At 41.5% G+C, this 22,072-nt stretch carries 25 protein-coding genes and 2 pseudogenes; 15 read left to right on the top strand and 12 right to left on the bottom strand.

The annotated features are described in order from the left end of the window. Positions 1-11: 11 nt before the first annotated feature. Positions 12-538 (bottom strand): annotated as a pseudogene (locus tag C9889_RS04140) (helix-turn-helix domain-containing protein). Positions 539-708: 170 nt separating this feature from the next. Here C9889_RS04140 and C9889_RS04135 point away from each other — a divergent pair. The 3 genes from C9889_RS04135 (at position 709) to C9889_RS04125 (ending at position 3,340) form a co-directional block, all read left to right on the top strand. Beyond that, positions 709-1,719 carry an ABC transporter substrate-binding protein gene (locus C9889_RS04135; protein ID WP_129599405.1) on the top strand — a complete coding sequence of 337 codons (1,011 nt, stop codon included), beginning with the start codon at positions 709-711 and terminating at the stop codon, positions 1,717-1,719. A 115-nt stretch (positions 1,720-1,834) separates the two neighbouring features. Then, positions 1,835-2,584 (top strand): ABC transporter permease, encoded by a 750-nt coding sequence (locus C9889_RS04130; RefSeq protein WP_129597384.1) that lies wholly within the window; start codon positions 1,835-1,837, stop codon positions 2,582-2,584. Then, complete coding sequence (locus tag C9889_RS04125) at positions 2,585-3,340, top strand: ABC transporter ATP-binding protein (RefSeq protein ID WP_129597382.1); 756 nt, start codon at positions 2,585-2,587, stop codon at positions 3,338-3,340. 1 nt (position 3,341) lies between these two features. Here the strand turns inward: C9889_RS04125 and C9889_RS10360 are convergent, their stop codons facing one another. Genes C9889_RS10360 through C9889_RS04100 form a run of 6 tightly spaced genes read right to left on the bottom strand, consistent with a single transcriptional unit; the run spans position 3,342 to position 6,420 of the window. Further along, a complete protein-coding gene (locus tag C9889_RS10360) occupies positions 3,342-3,572 on the bottom strand; it encodes a hypothetical protein (protein ID WP_225419981.1) in 231 nt (76 codons plus the stop codon). A 47-nt stretch (positions 3,573-3,619) separates the two neighbouring features. Beyond that, positions 3,620-3,781 (bottom strand): hypothetical protein, encoded by a 162-nt coding sequence (locus C9889_RS10355; RefSeq protein WP_225419980.1) that lies wholly within the window; start codon positions 3,779-3,781, stop codon positions 3,620-3,622. A 42-nt stretch (positions 3,782-3,823) separates the two neighbouring features. Beyond that, on the bottom strand, positions 3,824-4,567 hold the full coding sequence (locus tag C9889_RS04115) for a prenyltransferase/squalene oxidase repeat-containing protein (RefSeq protein WP_129597380.1): 744 nt from the start codon (positions 4,565-4,567) through the stop codon (positions 3,824-3,826). Further along, the gene (locus tag C9889_RS04110) at positions 4,533-5,231 is read right to left on the bottom strand and encodes a DUF169 domain-containing protein (protein WP_129597379.1); all 699 of its coding nucleotides are present in this window, start codon (positions 5,229-5,231) and stop codon (positions 4,533-4,535) included. Before C9889_RS04110 ends, C9889_RS04115 begins: the two co-directional genes overlap by 35 nt. A gap of 35 nt (positions 5,232-5,266) precedes the next feature. Then, positions 5,267-6,100 carry an Mrp/NBP35 family ATP-binding protein gene (locus tag C9889_RS04105; protein ID WP_191985818.1) on the bottom strand — a complete coding sequence of 278 codons (834 nt, stop codon included), beginning with the start codon at positions 6,098-6,100 and terminating at the stop codon, positions 5,267-5,269. Positions 6,101-6,114: 14 nt separating this feature from the next. After that, entirely contained in the window at positions 6,115-6,420 is a 306-nt protein-coding gene (locus C9889_RS04100) for a DUF134 domain-containing protein (RefSeq protein ID WP_129597377.1), read from the bottom strand. Positions 6,421-6,532: 112 nt separating this feature from the next. Here C9889_RS04100 and C9889_RS04095 point away from each other — a divergent pair, with 112 nt between their 5' ends. The 12 genes and pseudogenes from C9889_RS04095 to C9889_RS04040 all read left to right on the top strand — a co-directional run bounded on the left by C9889_RS04095 (position 6,533) and on the right by C9889_RS04040 (position 16,620). Further along, positions 6,533-7,648: an ORC1-type DNA replication protein gene (locus C9889_RS04095; protein WP_072358897.1), complete on the top strand. Its 1,116-nt coding sequence runs from the start codon at positions 6,533-6,535 to the stop codon at positions 7,646-7,648. Between the two features lie 49 nt (positions 7,649-7,697). After that, complete coding sequence (locus tag C9889_RS04090; protein ID WP_129597376.1) at positions 7,698-8,189, top strand: LysR family transcriptional regulator; 492 nt, start codon at positions 7,698-7,700, stop codon at positions 8,187-8,189. Next, positions 8,186-8,956: an exodeoxyribonuclease III gene (gene xth, locus C9889_RS04085; RefSeq protein ID WP_164999339.1), complete on the top strand. Its 771-nt coding sequence runs from the start codon at positions 8,186-8,188 to the stop codon at positions 8,954-8,956. The genes C9889_RS04090 and xth overlap by 4 nt, the downstream gene beginning before the upstream one ends. A 316-nt stretch (positions 8,957-9,272) precedes the next feature. Continuing rightward, on the top strand, positions 9,273-10,415 hold the full coding sequence (locus C9889_RS04080) for a C39 family peptidase (protein ID WP_129597374.1): 1,143 nt from the start codon (positions 9,273-9,275) through the stop codon (positions 10,413-10,415). Positions 10,416-10,451: 36 nt separating this feature from the next. Further along, positions 10,452-11,456: a UPF0228 family protein gene (locus tag C9889_RS04075; RefSeq protein WP_129597373.1), complete on the top strand. Its 1,005-nt coding sequence runs from the start codon at positions 10,452-10,454 to the stop codon at positions 11,454-11,456. 617 nt (positions 11,457-12,073) lie between these two features. Beyond that, on the top strand, positions 12,074-12,436 hold the full coding sequence (locus C9889_RS04070; RefSeq protein WP_129597372.1) for a hypothetical protein: 363 nt from the start codon (positions 12,074-12,076) through the stop codon (positions 12,434-12,436). Between the two features lie 45 nt (positions 12,437-12,481). Continuing rightward, positions 12,482-12,820, top strand: a pseudogene (locus C9889_RS04065) (DUF6345 domain-containing protein); the annotation flags it as partial. A gap of 2 nt (positions 12,821-12,822) precedes the next feature. Then, the gene (locus C9889_RS04060) at positions 12,823-13,581 is read left to right on the top strand and encodes a hypothetical protein (RefSeq protein WP_129597370.1); all 759 of its coding nucleotides are present in this window, start codon (positions 12,823-12,825) and stop codon (positions 13,579-13,581) included. A 30-nt stretch (positions 13,582-13,611) separates the two neighbouring features. Continuing rightward, the gene (locus C9889_RS04055) at positions 13,612-14,271 is read left to right on the top strand and encodes a hypothetical protein (RefSeq protein WP_129597369.1); all 660 of its coding nucleotides are present in this window, start codon (positions 13,612-13,614) and stop codon (positions 14,269-14,271) included. Between the two features lie 70 nt (positions 14,272-14,341). Further along, on the top strand, positions 14,342-14,773 hold the full coding sequence (locus C9889_RS04050; RefSeq protein ID WP_129597368.1) for a hypothetical protein: 432 nt from the start codon (positions 14,342-14,344) through the stop codon (positions 14,771-14,773). Between the two features lie 258 nt (positions 14,774-15,031). Further along, complete coding sequence (locus C9889_RS04045; protein WP_225419979.1) at positions 15,032-15,502, top strand: hypothetical protein; 471 nt, start codon at positions 15,032-15,034, stop codon at positions 15,500-15,502. A 371-nt stretch (positions 15,503-15,873) separates the two neighbouring features. Continuing rightward, the gene (locus tag C9889_RS04040) at positions 15,874-16,620 is read left to right on the top strand and encodes a hypothetical protein (protein WP_164999273.1); all 747 of its coding nucleotides are present in this window, start codon (positions 15,874-15,876) and stop codon (positions 16,618-16,620) included. A 167-nt stretch (positions 16,621-16,787) separates the two neighbouring features. Here C9889_RS04040 and thsA read toward each other — a convergent pair whose 3' ends face one another. The 5 genes from thsA to C9889_RS04020 all read right to left on the bottom strand — a co-directional run bounded on the left by thsA (position 16,788) and on the right by C9889_RS04020 (position 21,965). Further along, the gene (gene thsA / locus C9889_RS04035; protein ID WP_129597366.1) at positions 16,788-18,497 is read right to left on the bottom strand and encodes a thermosome subunit alpha; all 1,710 of its coding nucleotides are present in this window, start codon (positions 18,495-18,497) and stop codon (positions 16,788-16,790) included. Positions 18,498-18,658: 161 nt separating this feature from the next. After that, positions 18,659-18,832 (bottom strand): DUF5350 domain-containing protein, encoded by a 174-nt coding sequence (locus C9889_RS10055; RefSeq protein ID WP_158008567.1) that lies wholly within the window; start codon positions 18,830-18,832, stop codon positions 18,659-18,661. A gap of 202 nt (positions 18,833-19,034) precedes the next feature. Next, entirely contained in the window at positions 19,035-19,928 is an 894-nt protein-coding gene (locus C9889_RS04030) for a glycine betaine ABC transporter substrate-binding protein (RefSeq protein ID WP_129597365.1), read from the bottom strand. Between the two features lie 52 nt (positions 19,929-19,980). After that, positions 19,981-20,811 (bottom strand): ABC transporter permease, encoded by an 831-nt coding sequence (locus C9889_RS04025; protein ID WP_129597364.1) that lies wholly within the window; start codon positions 20,809-20,811, stop codon positions 19,981-19,983. Next, complete coding sequence (locus C9889_RS04020) at positions 20,808-21,965, bottom strand: quaternary amine ABC transporter ATP-binding protein (protein ID WP_225419978.1); 1,158 nt, start codon at positions 21,963-21,965, stop codon at positions 20,808-20,810. Before C9889_RS04020 ends, C9889_RS04025 begins: the two co-directional genes overlap by 4 nt. Positions 21,966-22,072 lie beyond the last annotated feature (107 nt).

Raw genomic sequence — 22,072 nt, 5'->3', positions numbered from 1 at the left:
TATCTTTTTTTTCATTCCATTTCCATTTTTAGTGCCACATTCTCGATTGCTTCGAGAAGGCTGTCCTTTGGCATAATGGTAGATACAGGTATTTTGATGATTTTTTCCACCGTAGGACTTACAATAGGTGCGCATACAAGTGCCCTTGCCCCTTCCCTTTCTGCCCGCACAGCCGCAATGATCGCTTCTTCCATGGAGGTAGCCGCATATTCTCGTATGGTGCACAGGTTTCCGTGAATTTTCCTTTTTGTCTCTTTAATATTATCCAGTACCGGCCGGATGCTATAACAGCTATGAATTCTCCGCCCTCATGGCCTTCGAGTTTCTTTATGGTTTTCACGATCTGGCGCATCGTGCGTAAATTGGGTTCCCGGTTGCCGGACATAAGTTTGTAAAGGGTACTTGGTGGAATGGAGGAATGCTCGGAAAATTCTATCGCTGTAAGGCCCAGGTCCTCCTTGATGACCTTCAGTAAAGTATGCTGGAACGCTTCATCGGATTCAAATGCTGATTCGATAACTTTGTCTGCAATACTCATTTTCCTATCTCCATTTATTTATAGCATTTAAAGGGAATGATGGATGGTGTATTAATACTTTTAGGACATAATATGACGGTAAAAGGCAAGTTTTAAATAATGTCTCGGTGACATTTACAAAATTGACTATATAGTAGACTATAGTGATAAATATAAACAGGTGGATCATGATGAAAAAAATCAGTAAAATACTAATCCTCATGCTTGTAGTGGCAGGTGCTGTCTTCCTTGCAGGCTGTGCTTCTCAGGATGGAGATGGTACAGAAGAGGCGGCAGACGTGAGCACTCTTAACATAGGTTACCAACCCAGTACCCATCAGCTTTCCTATATGACAGCAAGGGAAAAAGGATGGTGGGAAGAGGATCTTGCTTCCTATGGTGTGGAAGAAGTGAATGAATATGAATTCCCGACCGGTGCTCCTGAAATGCAGGCAATGCTTGCAGGCGACCTGGATGTGGCCTATGTCGGCGCTGCACCATTCGTATTAGCCTTGAGCAATGGTCTTGATGCCAAAGTAGTTGCAGGCGTAAATTCCCAGGGTTCTGATCTTGTATTGCGTCCTGAATTTTCCTATGAAAGTCCCGAAGATCTCAAAGGATTAGACATTGCAACGTTCCCACCGGGTACAATTCAGGATACCATTCTGCGTAACTGGTTGAAAGATAACGGTATTGATCCGGACAAAGATGTTGATATAAAACCGATGGGTCCCGGTGATGCTATCTCTGCAATTTCCGCAGGCCAGATTGATGCTGCATTCCTTCCCCATCCTGCTCCAACTCTGATTGAGCAGGAAGACAACGGCAGGTCAGTTGTACCCTCAGGGGAAATGCTGCCCAACCACTCATGCTGTGTACTTGTTGTAAGTGGAAACCTGATACGCAATCATCCTGACATGGTAACCGAGATTGTAGAAACCCACATAAAAGCCACAGATTATAATCTTGACAATCAGGATGAAGCTGCACAGATATTTGCAGATAAACAGGGATGGGATGTTAATGTGGTCCGTACTTCTATAGATGAATGGGATGGCCAGTGGATTGCTGATCCTGCCATAATAGCAGATTCCACTGTGGATTATGCACAGGTCCAGTATGAACTTGGTTATGTCAATGAAGAATTCACTCAGGAAGATATATTCGACATGAGTTTCTATGAAATGGCCATAACTGAGTAAAATAAACAGCAACCTTTTTAAAGACCTGTTGATAATAGGTCGCCGGAAGTGGAGGCAATTCCTCCACACATTTCCGGAGGAATCATGAAAACCAAACCGGTTTCAAAAAAAAGGCATAGAAATCATTTCTCTGGTAACAGCCATTATAATATGGCAACTTATAGCTGATTTTGTTATCGGGAATACCTTCATTCTTCCAAGTTTTACAGATGTAGTTTATGCTTTCATCAAAATAATCGAAAAGGGAGTTCTGTTAACCGATCTTGCGATAAGCCTGCTGCATTTTGGAATAGGCATCCTTTCGGCTCTGGTAATAGGAATTCCAATCGGGATTGCAATGGGGTGGTTCCATAATGCAGACAGGGTAGCAGATCCCCTGATTGAGATTGTGCGTCCGATTCCTCCTCTTGCATGGATTCCCTTTGCAATCGTGTGGTTTGGCCTGACTCACATATCTGCCGGATTTGTAGTTTTTGTAGGGGCTGTTTTCCCGATTATTATCAATACATTGACCGGTTTCAAGAGCGTTTCAAAAGTTTATGTAGAAGCCGGCAAGGTACTGGGTTGCATGAAAAGCACCTCTCTTATTCGTTATATTGCACTACCCTATTCACTGCCCTCTATAGCTGCAGGCATAAGAATTGCCATGGGTGTTGGCTGGATGTGTCTGGTAGCAGCTGAGATGTTTGGTGTCAGTAAAAACGGTCTGGGATACAAGATATGGTGGCACTATTATTTGCATCAGATGGATTTTGTGCTGGTCTACATGCTCATTCTGGGCTTTTTGGGATTGTTGATAGATCGTGTTTTCCGCTGGTATGTTGACGGAAAATTGCTCAAATGGAGAAAAGGAGTCGTTGTTTAAATGGGCCGACTTGTGATTGAGAATGTGGGACAGAGTTTTGAGAAGGATAAAGGGGAGGCTACCGATGCCCTCAAGGATGTGAACTTTGAGGAAAAGGATGGTGAATTTGTCTGTATCATTGGCCCATCAGGTTGCGGAAAAACCACTTTATTGCGAATTGTTGCCGGCCTTGACAGGGCTGATTCAGGCAGGATCCTGCTGGATGGCGAAACAATAACCTCTCCCGATCCACGCAGGGGTATGGTCTTTCAGGAATACTCCCTGTTCCCCTGGCGTACAGTCATGGATAATGTGACCTTCGGCCTGGATATGAGTGGTATGGATAGGAAAGAATCCAGGAAGATTGCTGAAGAATATCTGAGGCTTGTAGGCCTTGAACAGTTCAGGGACAGTTATCCTTACGAACTTTCAGGGGGAATGCGCCAAAGGATCGCTATTGTCAGAGCCCTTGCAAATGATCCGGCGGTTTTACTTATGGATGAGCCTTTTGGATCCCTTGATGCCCAGACACGCAATAAACTCCAGCAGGAACTGTTACAGATATGGGAATCTAAAAAGATAACAATTCTTTTTGTAACACACAGTGTGGATGAAGCAGTTTATCTCTCCGACAGGATTGCTGTTATGACTTCCCGCCCCGGGCGAATAAAGGAAATGGTTGATGTTGATCTGCCCCGGCCCAGGGACAGGACAAGTACCTCCGCAAATAAACTGCGTAACAGTCTGCTGAAAATGCTCGCTGAAGAAAATAAATAACTCATTCTGGATGTACGATTACTTTCGTACCTGATTCTATACTTTCAACATTGACTTTACCAACAAGTTCCAGTTCTTTTTTTGCCCTTACAAACTTTATACTGCAACCAGGCCTAACCTTCATCCAGCCATCTGTAGTGGCGTGGCCACTGATTGTACAACGATCAAGCACGGTCGCATTCCTGCTGGCATGAATGTCTCCGTCAACCCTGCAATCAGGCCCCAGTATCACTTCTTGTGCATGGAGGCTTCCCCTGATAACTGTACCCTTGCCCAGTTCTACGTTGCCGGCACTTTCAGGTTTTTCCAGAAATTAGTATCTGGTCCTGTAATGAGATTTCCATCCAGGCTTACATTTTGCTCAAAATAGGATTTTTTCCGTAGAATGTAGGTATTGCTCTGTGGATGGAATTTCATGTTGTTCTCATTGTCTTCATTCATGTTTTCAATATTATAGATGGCTTGTATTTTAGCCCTTCTGTTTTAAGCATCGATATACAGAGCAAGAGTAATCAATGACTGTGCAGTAGCCGTAATATCTCCGTTATTTTTGCCCCAGCTACCGTTATCATTTTGTTCTTTTAGTAACCACTTTATAGATTGGCCTATCTCACCTGAGCGACCGGCCATTATAAGTGCCTGCATAACAAGATTGCTGGTTGCTATGAACTTCCAGCCACCATTTTCCTGCATCCGGGACAATAACCAGTCGGATTTTTTCCGGATAAAATCAGTGTGGTCTGTTCCTGTCAGTTCTGATTGTTTCATGAGGCTAATTATTATCAATGCAGTTGTGCCGGGATGTTCCCATGTACTATCAAAATCCTTTATGATTCTCTGGCATTCGCCGGGGCAGGACACTTCGAGATCTGCAAGAGCAATCAGGGCATAAGTTCTATCATATATATCTTCTAATTTGCTATCTTTTTGTTTGGTTTTGATATAATGGGTAACTGCAGGATAATAAATCCCCATTGTGGCAAGGGCTGATACACCTCTGCAAATTTCCCTGAAAGATTGTGGCCTGTGAATCTCTTTTATGAGGGTGGCTGTAAGGGTGTATCCCCTGCCCCAGAGGTATCTGGCTGTTGTGCTTCTGGCATATTCCTTGAGGGTCACAGGCTGATTTTCATCCAGCCAATCAAGCCCTCTTCTTGTTGCATCGTTATATTTAGTATCCTTTGCCTGAATCTTACAATCCCCTGGCTTTCTTGATAGGCTTTTCATAGAGTTTTTCAAGATGCTCTACTATATTTTCAAGAATTGGGCCCGGAATTCCCACAAGCATTTCATTCCTGCCTATATCGGTTGTCCTGCGACATCCGAAACATCCCATGGAAAAATTTACATCTCCGGTCTGGATGGGAATTATAGTTGAATCCACACAGGTGGCCTGGAACGGTGCTGTGCTCAGGGTTACCCTTCCTCCCTTTTCAAAAGTAAACGCTGGTACAATCCAGTAAAGGGTTTCCGGAAGGTCGATCAGGACTACTACATCGGGCTTAAAGTCAGCCTTTTCAAGAGGGCAAACTACTGTTGCCTGCATGGAACATTCTTCGAATTCTGCCCGTTCCTCTATCATCTTAGCAGCTGCTTCAGGTGTATCGAACATGCCGATTTTGGAGTGGAATTCCCCGCTTCTTACATTGTCAGGTGTTTCTAAAAGTCCCAGACTGGAACCGCCCACCACGCATGCATGTTTATCTGCCGGGATCACAAGACATTCGCTTGCCCTTGCTTTCATGATAGACTGGCAATGGCGGGTTTTCTTCTCGGGTTGGTTAAAGTCTGCAGGAATATCTTCGCTCTTTTTAACCAACTTCACGGCTACTGGTTCGTATCTTAGTTGCAGTATTTCCTTGAGTTTGTCACTTATCTCTTTATTTTCCATAAAAATCCCCTGGCCTTTAAAAATAGAATGGAAGATTAGTTGAACTTTTCTTCCACTGAATTAACGATTAAATCGAACTTTTCTTTCCAGATGGATTTATCATCATTAACATATACATCTCCTTTGTCCCCTGATGATGAAACATCGGGTTCGATAGGCAATGTGGCAAGTATGGGCGTGTTAAAATCTTTTGCAGCCTTTTCTACAGATTCACCGCCAAAGATCTGTATTTCTTCATTGCAGTGGGGGCAGATTACACCGCTCATGTTTTCGACCATTCCGATAACGGGTACTTCCAGCATTTCTGTAAATTTCAGGGATTTCCTTACACTTGTAAGTGCTACATCCTGGGGAGTTGTGACAACGATGGCACCGTCGACCTTGCCCAGCAACTGTACTATACTCAATGGTTCATCTCCTGTGCCCGGAGGCAGGTCTATGATCAGGTAGTCCAGCACTCCCCAGTCAACTTCTTCAAGGAACTGTTTTATGGCTGCCATCTTGGCAGGCCCTCTCCAGACCACAGGGGAATCCTGATCGTCCAGTAATAAACCTATGGACATAACCTTGAGGTTATCGGCAACCTGTACAGGCAGGATCCCCTTATCTCCTACTTCAGGTCTCTTGTCAGCAATTCCAAACATTGTGGGAATACTTGGTCCATGAATATCACTGTCAAGCAGCCCGACCCTTTTCCCGCGTCTGGCAAGGACTGCAGCGAGATTTGCGGAAACGGTACTCTTTCCTACCCCGCCTTTGCCACTCATTACCATTAGCTTGTTTTTTATTCCGCGCAGATTCGATACGAGTTTTGGCTCTTCAACTTTGGAATTTACCAGACTTTCAGCTGACTGTATGTTCTGACTCATTTTAATGACTCCATTTATTCAGTAATGTAATTTCCACCTTTGATATCTATGGCCTGCCCTTCAACAAGAGCTCTGGCGACTTTTTTCCTCGCATTTTTCAGTTCTTCCCAGAAAGCCCTTCTGGAAATTCCCATCTCAAGGGCTGCTTCTTCCTGTGTCAGCTCATCCACATCCACAAGCCGGATGGCCTCCAGTTCCTCAAATGCGAGTTCTACTACCTCAACTTCAGACCTTGGTATGCCGCAGGGTTTAAAGCACATAATATTGGGCTCTGCCCTTATCCTGCGGGGGCATTTTGGTCTTCCTCTCCTGCATTTCATAAGTTAACCAATCACCCATAGGTGAGCAAATATATAAAGGATTCCAAATTGCCCTGCAAAAAAGCTATTATATTTACAGGGGAATTTGATAATAGGTTAAGGAGTCAGGTATATGAAAAATAATATGCTTCTCTGGGATGAGACAATTTTCAGAGATCCCATCGTACTGGAGCTGGATTATCTTCCCGAACAATTTATGCACCGGGATTCTCAGTTACAATCTCTCATCTATAGTTTAAAGCCTGCAGTAAAAGGTATGAGACCTATTAATTGTCTTGTTTATGGTCCCCCGGGCACCGGAAAAACCAGTGCTGTATTGAAGGTTTTTGAAGAAATAGAAGCACATACCTCGGATGTGGTCCTGGTTAAGATCAATTGCCAGATGGATTCCACTCGCTTTGCTGTTGTTTCACGCATATATCGCAAACTTTTCAATATAGATCCTCCGTCTTCAGGAGTAGCCTTCAGGAAACTTTTTGAAAAGATAGTCCTGAAACTTATCGAAAAGGACAGGGCAATGGTGGTGTGTCTGGATGATATCAATTATTTGTTCCACGGCGGACATGCCGATGAGATCATGTATTCCATACTGCGAGCCCATGAACAGTATCCCGGTGTGAAAATGGGTGTGATTGCAATTGTAAGTGATACGGGAAAACTTTACAGGTTTGATCCAAAGGTGAGTTCTGTATTCCTGCCTGAAGAGATTGAATTTCCTCCTTATTCTTATGACGAAATAGGAGACATCATTTCTTCCCGAATCCAGCTGGCTTTTTATCCGGAAGTAGTTCCGGATCAAGTCAGAGAGAAAATAGTGAACTATGTCGATGTGACCGGTGATCTGCGTGTTGGTATCGATCTACTCAAGAGATCGGGCCTGAATGCAGAAAAAAGGGCAAGCAAAAACATTTCAGAGGATGATGTGGATAAGGCCTATGAATCATCACGTCTTTTGCATCTGAGGCGTAACATATCCTCCCTTTCAGAAAATGAAAAAGAGATCTTGCGGCTTGTGGCGGAAAATGATGAAATCAAAGCAGGCGAACTTTACGAACTTTTCAATGGCAATAATGAATTGGGATATACCCGGTTTTATGGGTTGGTGAATAAATTAAAAGATTCACATTATCTGGATGTTTCGTTTTCAGGTGAAGGTATGCGGGGCAGAACCCGTATTATTCGTCTGAACTATCCTGCAGATGATGTAATAAAATGCATTAGGGGTTGATATTCTGGAAACCCGTACAAAAGTATGGCTGACACATGAAGGCAAACCTGTGATTGGTGCCGGTAAGGTACGTCTCCTGAAAGCTATAGATGAAGAAAAATCCCTGAAAAAAGCCTGTGAAAAGCTCCAGATCTCCTATAAACATGCCTGGAACATATTGAAGAAGATGAATTTGAGAATCGGACATGATGTTGTAAGGACTGTAAGAGGAGGTAAGGAGCAGGGTACTTTTCTTACAGAGTATGGAAGGGATCTGATAAATCAATATGAGCTGAATCGGGATTATGTTGACAGGATGGTGGAGGAGGATTTATCCTCTGAAAATGTTGGTGAGATCAACAATATTGCCTGTAAGGTCAGGCAAGTAGAATCTTCTGATGGCATCTCCAGAATTCAAATTGAATTTGAGTCTGCAGTATTAACTTCTATAATGGGAGAAAAGGATTTGGAAGATCTGGATATCGATGAAGGGGATGAAGTAATTGCTACTATTCGGGCTGTCGATATAGGTATTTCTCCTGCAAAAAATGAGGGGGAATAAATCTGCGACTGCTTTCCTGGAATGTCAATGGTTTACGTGCAGTTGCTAAAAAAGGATTTCTGGAATGGTTAGATTCTGAATCACCTGATATCCTGTGTTTGCAGGAGACAAAAGCCCGCCCTTCCCAGCTGCCGCCGAATGTCAGGCGCATAGATGATTATTACAGTTATTTCAGTGCGGCTGAAAGGAAAGGTTATAGCGGGGTTGCCCTTTACAGTAAGGTCCAGCCACAAGAAGTTCGTTATGGTTTTGGCATAAACCGTTTCGACCATGAAGGAAGGATTTTAATCGCCTTCTATGATGATTTTGTACTTTTCAATATTTACTTTCCCAATGGTAATTCTTCGGATGAGCGACTTCAGTATAAAATGGATTTCTATGAGGCTTTCCTGGAATATACACAGGAATTAAGACAGGAGGGTTATTCTGTAGTCGTATGCGGAGACCTGAACACTGCTCACAAAGCGATTGATATTGCAAGACCAAAACAGAACGAAAAACGTTCCGGTTTCCTTCCTGTCGAAAGGGAATGGATAGATAAGTTCCTCTCTCATGGTTTTGTCGACACTTTCAGGCTTTTTAATGAAGGGGAAGGTAACTATACCTGGTGGGACTTGAAGACCAGAGCAAGGGATCGTAATGTCGGATGGAGATTGGACTATTTCTTTGTAAGTGATGATATGGAGCTGAATGTAACCGAGGCTTCTATTTTAAGGGAAGTGACTGGTTCGGACCATTGTCCTGTTGGAATTAAGTTTCAATTTTAAGGGGCAACAATGAAGAGGGAATTCTTCTCTGTCATCTTGTTGAGGGTCTGTTTTTGCAGTTCTGGTTTTTCAGAAAGTTATTTTCAGGGACTCCAGTTGTTAATCAAAGTGATTAATATTAATCACTCATATTTAATTGAATTATAACAAGTAATATATACGATCACGTCAAATGAGAGTTTACAATGTGGAGTTCCGATGAATGTTAACCAGCCTGAACTCCACATTGGCCCAGAGGCAGGCTCAAGTTTGCTGTTTACAGTATATAAGCGTAGCTTTACCTCGGGAATAGAATTGAACAAACGAGGTAAATAAAATGAAGAAGAATAATTTAGTACGGATAAGTACCCTGCTGATGGCGCTATTCCTTATATTCACGATAGTGCCAGCAATGGGTGCACAGTCAGACGAGAATTACGATGTCAGTGCAAAAAAGGCTCTTGAACATGCAGATGCTCATGTGGCTTATTTTTCTGCAATTGGTGCGCTGGAATTTGAAGATTGGAAGGATGCAGATATTGATCCCCAACCAGTTGAATTTTACGATATAGACGGCAAAAAGCTACATTACCTGTTTTCTGTATATGATAGCAAACAATTGATAGGTAGAATTGAGGTAAATGCTAACAAGACTCTCGGTTATCCAGTTCAGGCTTTCGAATTTGATCCCAGGCCTTTCGATCAAAATAAGGCAATGGAAAAATCGATTGAAATTGCCAACGACAAATACCCATCCGGGGAAATCCAATCAACCAGAATGGTTGTATACAGTTATCCTAAATTCGGGGCAATGAGTTTAGTAATTGACAAAGCTACAGGAAACAAACATAGAGTAATTGTAGATGCATATTCCCTTGAACTAATACCAGATAAAGAACCAACTGAAAATGAACCGGGTATCTGGTCTGTGTATGACAGTATTTCAGAGGACAAAGCAGGAGAAAATGTAGCTAAATGGGACAGTAGCTCTGAAGTTATAGAATTAATGCAACAACCTTACACTGATGCACAAAAGGACCTTCCAAGAATTGGTTCAAAAGAACTCGATGTGCCATTATACGGACAGGAAGAGAGTTATTATTGTGCTCCTGCAACTGCACAAATGATTGCCAAATATTATGGAGTAACACATACGCAAGATTACATTTTTGGGATAATGGACGGTGATACAGGCGGTTGCACTAATTCTGAGCAATTAACTTATTACAAGGCTTCAAATGGATTGGATAAAGACGGATCATATCATGATGACACACCCGATTTTAATGACGTAGTTTCAGAGATTAATAATGAAAGACCCTTAAAAAGTGCAGTGACAGGGCATGCAAGAGCCTGCATCGGATACCAAGATTATGGAATAAGATATATTTCCATAAATGACCCCTGGCCAGTCAATTCAGGATCAAATCGCTTAGAAATATGGGGAAATGTAGTAAACCACATATTTGTGAAGGACTAATTGTCCTTCCTTTTTCTTTTTAGAAGAGGTTTCAAAATGGGGAAGAATATTCTTTTGTTGATCACAATGATGATTGTTGGGGCAGTTATCCTCTTTCTACCCTCAAATAGCTTTCTACCTTCAGATGACACAGAAGTAGCCGGCATGTTTGTTATTTTTGAGGAAGACGTTACTGAGATTGAAGCCAGGGAGAATTTTGAAGACTATGGCCTGCCCATAGACTATAAACTTGAATACAATATTGATTATCTATGGGAAAAACGCTACATTGTGGCAGACAATGATGAGATGTTGGTGTTAAGGAACAAACTTGAGAATCTTGAAAACCAGTCTGTGAATATGGAGATAGTTGAAAAATCAAACTCTTGTGTAATTCTTTTTGGAAAAGAAGTAAAAGAGAATACAGATTTCATGAATGCATTGGAAGAGCATAATTTGCAACTTAAAACCGGAGTCCAGTGTTATCTTCGTTTTGGTGATAAGAAAAAACCTACCGTTGATGTTGATTACAATACTTTGAAACGAATTGAAGACGATCTTGAGGGGTACAATAAAGTTTTGATTGCTAATTTTGACTATAGCCCTTATACAATAAATGAAAATGAAATAATGGCGGGTGGATTGTCCGTCTGGTTTGAAGAGGGGGTTACAGAACCGGAAATGAGGCAAATTCTTGGAGATTATGATTTGGGTACAGAATATGAACTGAACTATAACACGGAAATAAGCTATTACCTGATGGTTGACAAAACTGAAAGATTACCTCTAATGTATGAATTTGCAAAAGTAGAAAACTGGACTGAATCAAGGTATGTTATTGCAAAAGGAGATTATTACATAATTACGGTTTCAAATGAAGTTATAGTCGATGAGGATTTCCTTGAGATACTTAATAAACACGGTCTGCAATTGAATCAATCTGTTCAGTGCTATGTGCGATTTGATGATGACATTAGATACGATAGTGCAAGAAAACTTGAAAATGAATTGGAAGAAAATGAAAGAATCGTATTTGTTGGCATTGATGATGTTGAGGGGTAAGAAATCGAAGTATTTTGGTGGGAAGGGCAGCCATCTATGTGAAAGAGTAAACCTCTATTTCTTATTTAGGGTGAAGAAATGCAAAGGAGAAAAAACCTGATAACATTTTCTTGACTTGACTTAATTGTATCTTCTCTTGCATTCATTCCACTTTATAGCTATTTCAATTATTATCCTATAACCCGACGTTGACTGTCAAGTCGGGTTATAATATTGTTATTGTTGCTCACATTCCCAAGATTATGCACGCAACAGGAACATTAATCGGCTAATCACATTCATTTTATTGATTATTTCATCTTTTGTAGTAGCTTTGACAATCTTGTAGCACCTGATGGGAAGCACTGGTGCTTTCAAATATTCTGGTTTTTCAGGAATATATCTGTTTCAGCGATTTCAGTTGTAAATCAAAGTGATTAATATTAATCACTCATATTTAGTTGAATTATGACAAATAATATATAGTTTAACATCGAATGAGAGTTTGCAATGTGGAGTTCCGATGAATGTTAACCAGCCAGAACTCCACATTGGCCCAAAGGCAGGCTCAAGTTTGATGTTTACAGTATATAAGCGTAGCTTTGCCTCGGGGTAAATTGAACAAATGAGGTAAAGACATGAACAAAAGAATGAGTGGCGTATTGGTGTTATTCATATGTATTAACATTTTAACAATATCTACTGCAAGTGCATATGAATATTCAGTAACTACTATTGACGAATATGTAATCTTAGGTGACCTTGATCCATGGGGTCAAAATGAATATGAAAGAGTTGAATATTGGCTGCATGATGTTGCAGGATGGACCGAGGAATTCCACGAAAGTGAATATAATGTGGATGAATCGGATTTCGGGACAAGCAACAGTGGATACAAAGGTTTAGATGAAGCAGATTTTCATTTTCATTTTGGCCATGGGGTAGATGACATCGGTACAGAATTAGCATTACGTAATTGGTTGCCGGGCATTAACATTTAAGATGTAAGAGCACAGGATGTTGCTGATAAATGGGATCAGGATAATGAATGGGTATTTCTTCACAGCTGTCACATCTTAGCCGATGAAGATGACTGGGCAGATGCCTTAAGATATTCGCATGGTATTATGGGATTCACGACGGAATCAACGGTATCAACTTCGCTAATAGATAGATTCTTCACAAACACAATTATCAATGATTACAAAATGACAACTTCATTCTATAAAGCAACAAAAGATACCTATGATACAGATGTAACTGCTGCAATCATTACTGATAACATAGATCAATGGAACACTGATCATCTTCATGGGCAAGGTGATATGGAGGCAGATGAATATCCTGACGATTCTAGCTATTGTTATCTTTCATGGGAGTGTTGAGCATGAATTACAAATATTTCGGAGTTATGTTATTAGTCGTGGCTGCAATGGCAGGTTTAATTTTTGTGGCAACCGATGACAATGACTCGGTTGCAAGTTTGGGGCAAACGGAAGACATCATAATAAATACCCAAATACCTGCAACCACGGGACAACTTCCTTTCTACAAAGTGCTTTACGAAGAACTAGAAGAAAAAAGTAGTCCAGATATAATGGATACAAAAGATTCCATTCTGTCTGAAAAAGAATCTCTGGAAATTGCCAGCCAGTTTATTCAAAAGCACGGAGGGCTCCCTGAAGATGCTTATTTTTATGGTGTGGAATCACTCTACCTTAAACAGATCAATAAGAGTAGTGGAGAGCCGGTTGTGGAGGCCGAGTATCCTGTAATGACCGAAGTCACCTATAAAAGAAACATAAATGGGATGCCTGTTGTGGGTCCTGGTGACACCATTACTATTTCACTTGGGGAAAATGGTGAAATAACGTATTTCTCCAAAAGCTGGAGAATGTTGGAAGAAATTGGAACAATGGAAGTGATAAGTGGGGAGGAAGCTATAGAGAAACTGAAAGCAGGCCAGATTATGAGAAATCCTGTAGGAGAAACCAGTCCTGCGGTTGAGATTCACAAGATAGAACTTGGTTATTTCTCAGCTACTCCGGATAGTGAACAGGAGTATTATGAACCAGTGTGGATATTCAGAGGTGTTAACCGCAATGGTGATAACGTAACGAGAATTGTAGGTGGGGTGGCTAAATAATCCTCTATTCCCTTTTTTGAAGGTGATTACATGCAGAGGAAGAAAAAGATTGCAATTCAAGTTTTAATCATATTGATAATCATTTCCACAGTATTTTCCCCGCTTTATAGTGCCTTCAATTATTACCCGACTATAGAAGAAATGGAGGAAGGCTTGTCTCTAGAGTACATCCCGCTTACAAAAATTGGCCAGTTGTGGGCAATCCTGCAAAATCAGAGAGTCAGCCTGAATACAGAAGTTCCTGCAATACCAACAGATAAGTTACCGATATTTCAGGGCAATGCTTCCTCGAGTGTCCTGTATGTTGATTTCGAGGACTCTATTGAGGAATGTGGCAGTTCTGCTGATGATATTTGTTTCCTTGTTACTAATCATAATATAACAAAAACCAGTATCAATACAGGTAGATTAAATTCTATTGAACAGGTAAGGATAGATTATTCAGATGAGCACATTCTCCATCAGGTGAAAAACGGTAACTTCGTCACAGATACAGGTGATTATCCTATGTCATCATTGGGAAGGATTAAAATAGTGGATGTTGAACTCGTTTATTTTGATCTCTTTGATTATTATCCCTATGGATACAAAGATGAAATTACATATTATCCCGCTTGGAAAATCATAGCTGAAACTTCCAATTATGGCGATGAAGTAATTATGATAAAAGCGATGGGAACTCGACCGTGATAAATGGAAATTGAATAGTATTCAGGAAGTGGTTCAATCCACCGTTTTATTTTTTAATTTTGGTGAAAAAATGATACATTTCAAAAAATTAATACTTCCAATAATCATATCTTCAGTAGTCATTATTATTACAACTAGAATAGATTATCTGGGAGACGCATTGCGCCCAATAATTGGGGACTTACTGGCCTTTCCGGTTGTGTTTTTCGGTATGCTCCTTTTACCGTTAGCTCCCATCATATATGGATTGCTTACAGGAGATGAGATCGGGTCCGTTATTATTGGAGTGATACCTGTAGTCGGGCTTTTTCTTGACATATATTTTGGCTTAATCGTATCAGGTGAGTTTATCAGTACAAAGACATTTGCTTATTTTGGAATCCTTGCTATACTGGGTGGTCTGGTAGGATATTTTGCAGCAAGAAAAGAAATAGAGTACAACATTCTTTCGATATGTTGTTTTCTGTTCTGGATGGTAATTTTTGTCAGAGGGATTAATTGATTGAACTCAGGAAAATGCCATTTATCTGGCAATCCTGTATATATGAAGCATTGTGCCTGTAATGTCAGACCAATAGTGATTTGCGGATTAGATGTTGTCATTTATTCATCATCTCAAGTCAAATTGAGAACATAAATTTAAAATAAATTAATATATTCAAGGTAATGAAGATAAAAATAATTTCATTATCTCTTATATTTTTGCTAATTATAAAATTAAAAAATAAAGTAGACAAAGAGAATATCGGAGGAAAAGAACTTGTTTACAGATTTTGTTTGTACTAAAAATATTAAATTTAATGTTATTTGTCTGACTATTTTTTTGCTTATCAGTAGCTTCGCTGGATGTATAGGCCCTGAATCAGTTGAAAAATCTTCTCAGATATCAAATGGTGTTGATACATCTGTAAATGAAGAAGTGGAGGATTTAGATATTAATTACTCTGCGATTGAAGTACTTCCACCTTATGATAAATCGGAGTCTGAATGGCTCAAAACAGATCCTTCTAATATAGCCAAGATTGCACTCAATGACATCCGTGCGAGACAGGTAATTCAGGAAGGAGGAACAATTATGGGTGTGGTTTATTCCTGTCATCCAACTCCAGAGGATTATGACGGCCCAGGATGTGCTCCTGCTTTAAGAATTAGATCAGGAAACAAGATAATTGATTTCTTAATTGATGAAGAAAAAGGAGTAGTCGTTGAGACAGTTACAGAGATAAGATAAAATGGTTCTACTGTTAGTATAGATTGAAAGCTTTGATTCAGTCATATATTGGATATTACAGTTTCAGTAATTATTCAAATGAGGATTTCTACAGAGCCCAAAATACATAGTAAATCCTGAATAAACACAGATCTGAAACTTCTGTGTTTATTCGTGTTTATTTCAACGATGAAGCTATCTTATCTACACTTTTTCCTCTGGGTGTATGCATGAAAAAAATAGAACTAATCGTAGCCTATCTAATTATAATAACATTGGTAGTTACGCCTGCGTTTGCCGAAGATCTCACTCCCCCTCCTGGAGATGGTTTTAGTCGAGCAGAAATCTTTCGTTTGCAACATATGTATTTGATAGAAGAAAATCAAGAAATCATGGATTTTATAAACGCATGTGGGATAAGTGATTATCAAATTGCCTATATAAATCGAACTCATAGGTACAAATACATAATTCCAAAAGAGAAATGTTCGAAAAAATTAGTATTTCTTGAAATAAGCAAAGGAAGAGATGAAAAATGGAAAAGAGAAATTGTATGGGTCCGGCAGATCGGGATGAATGAGACAATTCCTTTCGAACCTGCGGGTCCGCTGGATGATTTTTTCGCTGCTCATCCTGAGGCTGAAGATAATGATACAATAATTTCTTTTATCAACTCCCATGATCCACGGAAATGGAAAGAAATACCCACAGACATGAACCAGACTTCTTCACTTGTTTATCTTGTAGCCAACAGGGATGTTTTCAGGGAACTTATGTTCATGGAACAAAAAGGTAATATCAGATGGGTCAAGACATTCAATGAGTTACAGGTATCCGTGGATAAGGAACAGGCACTCCATATATCTGCAAAGGAGATGAATTCATCGGTATCTCCGATTGACATCCATGTTGTATTCCGGGATTCACATCCTTTCTGGGTTGTGACTTATATAACAGGCCCCGCTGCCACTACCTTTTATATCGATACTGGTGGCGGTGAAGTTTACTATTACCTGAAGGATGCAGAAACTGATGAGCCCAAGCAATCTTCATATAAAGTTCCCGGTTTTAGTGGAATGTTTACTTTGATTGCATTTGGAATGTCTCTTTGGATAGCAAGGGAAAGGGGAAAGAGTTGATCGTGTTGATATATTAATTACACTCAGTGATTGATCTCATGAATAGTCTTGATTACAAGTAATCCAGAAATAATAACGTAGAATCTGAATTATTATTTGGAAAAATAAACAAAAAAAGAAGTTGATGCATAGCCTTGAAAGCTATACATCATATGTTTTGTCTCAAATTACATTCCGCCCATGCCTGGTGGCATACCGCCCATACCTGGTGGCATTCCGCCGCCCATGCCTGGTGGCATTCCGCCGCCCATGCCTGGTGGCATGCCGCCTTCGCCACCGCCGCTTGATGGGGATGGGTTGGAGGATGCAATTACATCGTCGATCCTCAGGATCATTACGGATGCTTCTGCTGCAGCATTGATTGCCTGGGTCTTTATTCTCAGGGGTTCAACGACACCTGCGTCCCACATGTCAATGACTTTTCCACTGTAGACATCAAGACCGGCGGTCTTGGCGCCTTTCTCATGGTGGGAGCGAAGTTCTACAAGCATGTCGATTGGGTCCAGACCTGCGTTTTCTGCAAGGGTCCTTGGGATAACTTCAAGGGATTCTGCGAATGCTTTAACTGCCAGCTGTTCCCTGCCGCTTAGGGATGATGCGTAATCCTGCAGCTGAAGGGCCACTTCTACTTCTGGACCGCCGCCGCCGGATACGAGTTTTTCATCCTCTATGGCTACGCCGACTACGCGCAGAGCATCATGGAGTGCTCTTTCAATATTGTCGACTACATGTTCGGTTCCGCCGCGCAGGAGGATGGATACGGATCTTGGGTTGACACAGCCGGTAATAAAGACCATGTTGTCGCCAGCAATCTTTCTTTCTTCCACGGTCTCGGTCTTTCCAAGATCGTCTGCGGTCATTTCCTCGATGTTGGTAACCAGTTTACCGCCGGTGGAACGTACGAGTTTTTCCATGTCACTCTTTTTGACACGTCTGACTGCAAAGATTCCTTCCTTGGCAAGGAAGTGCTGTGCCATGTCATCAATACCTTTCTGACAGAAGACAACGTTTGCACCGCTTGCGACGACTTCGTCTACAAGGCCTTTGAGCATCTTTTCTTCCTGGTCCAGGAAGGACTGGAGCTGGTCAGGTGAGGTGATGGATATTTCCGCGTCGACTTCAGTTTCTTTGAGTTCGATGGCACTGTTGATAAGTGCAATCTTTGCATCGGTGACTTTCTTTGGCATGTTGGAATGTACACGCTCTTTGTCAAGGATCATTCCTTCAATGAGTTCTGAATCCTCGATGCTGCCACCGACTTTCTTTTCGACCTTTATGTTGTCGATGTCGATGTTTTCGCCATCAGTCTTGTCTGCAATGCTTGCGACAGCGGATACGGCGATTTCGCTGAGTACATCTTTGGAAGCCTCGGCACCCTTTCCTGTCATGGCAGTATTGGAGATGTTTATCAGGGTGTCCTTGTTATCGATTGTAACTTTCTGTGCAAGTCCCTTGAGCAATTCGCCAGCTTTCTCAGCTGCCATCCTGTATCCGGATGCGATGATTGTTGGATGTACATCCTGCTCGATCATGTCCTCTGCTTTTTTGAGCAGTTCACCGGTGATCACAGCAGCAGTGGTTGTTCCGTCTCCTACTTCATCATCCTGAGTCTTGGCTACCTCAACGATCATCTTGGCAGCAGGGTGCTCGATGTCCATTTCCTTGAGTATGGTTGCACCGTCATTTGTAATCACTACGTCACCAAGGGAGTCTACAAGCATCTTGTCCATTCCCTTTGGTCCGAGTGTGGTCCTGACAGCTTCAGCCACAGCTTTTGCAGCCATTATGTTGTTGCTCTGGGCATCCCTGCCCCTGGTTCTCTGATTTCCGTCTCTTAAAATAAAAATTGGCTGTCCGCCAGCCATCTGTCCTGCCATTACTTTTACCTCCGTATTATATACATCAAATTGATATTCCCTGTATTATACAGGTTGTTTGTACATGTTTGTGGTTCTATATAAATATTACTGCAAGGGGAATATCGGTTAGCCTATTGAAAATTATATTCTAAAAATTAGTATAATAAAAAAAAAGAAAATCAGCCAACAATGGCTTTTTGGGATCTTCTTTTGAATCTCCTCTTTGTACCTGCAGAAGAATATCTCTGTGCAGGTGCAGTGTGTGCCTTGTTAGCTCTGGCTTTTTTAACTTTGATTGTGTTGCCTTTGCGTCCTTTTATTTTTACCCATTCAATACTTCCTGTCTTGCCCATAATTATCACTCTCTATTATATTGATTATTTGAATATGTGGATTACTTTAGAGGGAATGCTGGTTATTAAAGGTTGCGGAAAAAGAGGTGAGGATTATCTCCTTAATACTTTCAAAACATTATATCTCAAGCTATCATTCCTGTTTGCTTATTATAAGGATGGTTGGAACGATTAAAAAAACAGGAATAAGGGTAAATTACCCTTATTCAGTTCCAATCCATTCGTTAACTCTGTCAGGATTGTTTTCGACCCACTTTGCAGCGGCGTCTTCGGCATCCATGCCAGATTCCATATCAGCCATTACGGTCTGAATCTCATCATGGCTCCAATTGAATCTGCTGATGATTGCATAGAGTTCAGGTTTTTCTTCCTCGAGTCCCTGTCTTGCAAGGGTCTCTACATTATCTGCTTCTCCGTAGGCCTGCTGTGGATCATCCAGCATCTTCAGGTCATATCTGCCGAATGCCCAGTGAGGTGTCCAGAGGGTGACAACAATTGGTTCCTCGTCTCTGTAAGCACCGTCAAGTGCAGATGCCATTCCAGCACTGCTGCTGGCTTCAAGAGTATAGTCCAGGTCATACATTTCAATTGCATCTTCTGTGTTCTGCATAATACCTGCACCGGGGTCAATACCGGTGATCTTTCCATTGAACTTCTCCTTGTTTGCATTCAGGTCTTCAATGGAGTTAATGTCTTCCATGTAAGTTGGTACTACAAGACTGAGTTTGCAGTCTTCAAGGTTTACTGCGACACGATCCACCTGGTCTCCATACTGCTCCCAGTAATTTGCCTGGGTTTTTGGAAGCCATGCGGATGTTGTAAAGTCAAACTGGCCATCTGCAAGTCCCTGGTACAGTGGTCCTGCATCAACAGCGATTATTTCTACTTCGTAACCGGCCTGTTCAAGGACCTCTTTCATTACGTTGGTACTGGCAATTTCACCATCCCACATAACATAGCCGATACTCGTGGTTTTTTGCTCATCTGCACCATTATCGGTTTCTTCACCTTCGTCTCCCTGCTGGGCACAACCAGCGGCAAAGAGAGAAAGCACTAACAAAATTCCTACTATTACTGCTTTATATTTATTATCCATTTTCTATATTCCTCCTGTGTTAATTGGATAAAAAGAATGAAGGCTTTAGCACTTACTTTGGTGTAAGGTGCTGTGTAAGCCTATCAAGAACAATAGCGATTATGACAATTCCAAGTCCTGCTTCGAATCCAACTCCTATATCAACCCTCTGGATTCCTATCAATACCTGGTATCCAAGGCCACGGGCTCCGATCATTGAAGCAATAACGACCATTGAAAGGGCAAGCATTATACATTGGTTAACACCGGCCATTATTGTCTTCAAAGATACAGGTATTTCGACCTTGATAAGTTTTTGCCATGAGGTTGAACCAAAAGCGTCGGCAACTTCTACAAGTTCTGTAGGCACCTGGGTAATTCCAAGGGTTGTAAGCCTGATTGCAGGGGGCATGGAGAACACAACGGTTGCAATCATACCTGGCACGTTACCGAGTCCAAAGAAGATAACTGCCGGGATAAGATAAACAAATGAAGGCATGGTTTGCATAAGATCCAGAATAGGTCTCAGTACCTTGTAAAGAGTCTCGCTCTTTGCTGCAAGTATACCCAGCGGAATACCTATTATTAGGGCCAGTGCAGCAGACGAAATTACAAGAGCGATTGTTTCCATGGAATATTCCCAAAGGTCCATACTCAGTATCACTATGAATCCAAGGGCAGTGCCTAAAGCAAGTTTCCAATCCTTTCGCCCAACTACGTATGCAATGGCTGCAATCAGCACAACAAACAACAGAGGTGGCATTGCCATCAGTACATCTTTGAAAATATCAATGACAAACCCAAAGAGAGCACTGAATGCATCAAGGATGAAGCCAAAAGTATCACTAATCCAGTAGACTGCAGATTCGACAACACTGCCTATAGGGAGTTGTGGTACTATCATTGTTCTGCCTCCTCCTCCTCTTGTTCTTCATCATCTTCTTCTGTGGTCTTAAGTGCAGCAAGAATACTGCCTCTGACTATCACACCTACAAGCTTTTCATTTTCATTAACAACTGCAATTGGCTGGTCAGTTTCTGCCCGGATTGATATGAGGTCCTGAAGTGGAGTATCGATTGTAGTTTTCGGGAACTCTTTTATGACGACATCTTCCATGGTTTTTCCGGCTTTCTGTGCTCGTACAGCATCATCGACTTTCAGGAATCCCTGAAGGCGCTTGGCTTTATCCACTACGTATATGGAGGATATGCCGTGCTTTTCCATGAGTTTCAGGGCAACTTGTAGGCCAGATTTGAGTGATACAACCGGGTCAGGCCTCTTCATTACATTCTCAGCAGTAAGGATCTTTGTTTTGTCCACACCGGCAACGAACTTGGATACATAATCGTTCGCAGGGTTTGTGAGAATCTCTTCGGCAGTCCCGATCTGGGCAATTTCTCCATCTTTCATCAAGGCAATACGGTCACCGAGTTTGAGGGCCTCATCAAGGTCATGTGATACGAAAACAATTGTTTTCTGCATCTTTTCCTCAAGTTCAAGCAACTCATCCTGCATCTCACTGCGGATAAGCGGGTCAAGGGCACTGAATGCTTCATCCATTAAGAGGATTTCCGGGTCTGTTGCAAGGGCTCTTGCAAGTCCGACCCTCTGCTGCATACCACCACTCAACTGGGATGGTTTACTGGACTCATGGCCTTTCAGCCCAACAGTTTCGATTGCGACTGCTGCCTTTTCATGTCTCTCATCCTTTGAGTAATCCTGTATTTCAAGACCATAGGCAACATTATCGATGATGGTTCTGTGTGGCAAAAGGGCGAAATTCTGGAAGACCATGCTGATCTGTTTTTCCCTTATCAACCTGAGTCTCTCACTGGAGGCCTTTGTAACATCCTCATCGCTAATAGTTATCGATCCGGATGTGGGTTCTATGAGTCGGTTTAGACACCGCAGAAGGGTTGACTTACCGGAACCGGAAAGGCCCATAAGTACAAAAATTTCTCCTTCAGAAACATCAAAACTCACATCATACAGGCCTACTGTATGACCAGTCTTGTTGAAAATTTCATCTTTTGAAAGACCTTCTTCAACATAGGACAAAGCTTTGTTTGGATTCTTACCAAATATCTTTGTTAAGTTGCTGACTATAATTTTCTTCGTTCTTTCCTCAGAAATAAAAATAACCCCTCTTTTTTTAATAGGTTATT

Source organism: Methanohalophilus profundi (genome assembly GCF_004137855.1).
Taxonomy (GTDB): Archaea; Halobacteriota; Methanosarcinia; order Methanosarcinales; family Methanosarcinaceae; genus Methanohalophilus; species Methanohalophilus profundi.
Note: the sequence above shows the minus strand (reverse complement) of the source record. Positions and strands in the feature narration are given on the sequence as shown.